At 64.9% G+C, this 1,505-nt stretch carries 1 protein-coding gene; it reads left to right on the forward strand.

The features are described 5' to 3' along the window. The first annotated feature begins 35 nt into the window (after nt 1-35). Nucleotides 36-1,367 (forward strand): IS1380 family transposase, encoded by a 1,332-nt coding sequence (locus tag ACFSCU_RS18910; RefSeq protein WP_180550132.1) that lies wholly within the window; start codon nt 36-38, stop codon nt 1,365-1,367. Nucleotides 1,368-1,505: the final 138 nt, after the last annotated feature.

A 1,505-nucleotide genomic window follows, 5' to 3' on the forward strand; every position in this document is an offset into this window, starting at 1 on the left:
AATCCAGGTGTCGAATCTTGATCAACGAGCGGGCAATGCCGAAGCCAAACTGTACCGAAGAAATTGACGTTGGGAGCATGGACTTTGGCCGGTTGGGCCGGCGCGTGGTGCAGGGGTGTTTTGACGGCGGCAGCATGACCAGCGATGGTGGCGTGATGCTGCTTGGCCAGGTCGATCGCAAGCTGGGCTTGATGGATGCGGCGGCGCGCTGCATCGCCGATCCGCGCAATCCGCTACTGATCACGCACGACGTGCGCGACATGTTGCGCCAGCGGGTGTACGGCCTGGCGCTGGGCTGGGAAGACCTCAACGACCACGGTGCTCTGCGCTGTGACGTGGCTGTGCAGACGGCTGTTGGCGTGGACCACGAGATTGCCAGCGCGCCCACGCTTTGCCGACTGGAGAAATGGGCCGACCGTGCCACGGCGTGGCGGCTGCACGAGGTGTTGGTCAATCAGTTCATCGCCAGCTTCGAGAGCGCGCCCGAAGAGTTGGTGCTGGACTTTGATGCCACCGACAACCCGTTGCACGGCCAGCAGGAGGCACGCTTCTTCCATGGTTACTACGACAGCTACTGCTACCTGCCCCTGTACGTGTTCTGCGGCCAGCAACTGCTGTGCGCCTACTTGAGGCCCAGCAACATCGATGCGGCGCAGCACGCTGGGGCCATCCTCAAGCTGCTGGTGCGCAGACTGCGCCAGAGTTGGCCGCAGGTGCGCATCGTGTTTCGGGCCGACTCCGGGTTCTGCCGCCAACGCATCCTGAACTGGTGCGAGCGCGCCGGCGTGCACTACATCGTGGGTCTGGCGCGCAATGCACGGCTGCAGGCGCGCGTGGCGTTTGCCGAACTCTCAATGAAAGACGAATACGAGCGCAGCGGGGCCAAACAGCGCATGGTCGATGAATTCGACTACGCCGCACAGAGCTGGCCGCACGAGCGGCGCGTGATCACGCGGCTTGAATGGGGCGCGCAAGGCTGCAACCCGCGCTTCATCGTGACAAACCTTGCCGGTGATCCCCAGGCGCTGTACGACGGCGTGTACTGCCAGCGCGGCGAGGCGGAGAACCGGATCAAGGAAGCGCAGGTAGGGCTGTTCGCCACGCGCACGAGCTGCCATGTGCTGCGCTCCAACCAACTGCGCATGCTGCTGGCCGCGCTGGGCTACGTGCTGGTAGAGAGGCTGCGCGCGTTGGCGTTGCAGGGCACAGAGCTGGCCACGGCGCAGATCGACACGCTGCGCATCAAGCTGCTCAAGGTGGCGGCAGTGGTGACGCGCAACACGCGGCGCATCCGCCTGTACCTGGCCTCCAACTGGCCCAGTGCGCAGACCTTCGCGCACGCCATGAGCCAGCTGCGCTCACCCTGAACACACCAGCAGCGCCTGGCCGGCGCGATGACACAAAAACGGCCCGCAACCCAAGCCGGGGTGGGGGTCAGTGCGACGGCATTGCGCATGCCGACCATCACACCCATGGCTGCGGCCAACATCGTGGCCTTGCTCGCT

The organism is Ottowia beijingensis (genome assembly GCF_042680925.1).
Lineage (GTDB): Bacteria > Pseudomonadota > Gammaproteobacteria > Burkholderiales > Burkholderiaceae_C > Ottowia > Ottowia beijingensis.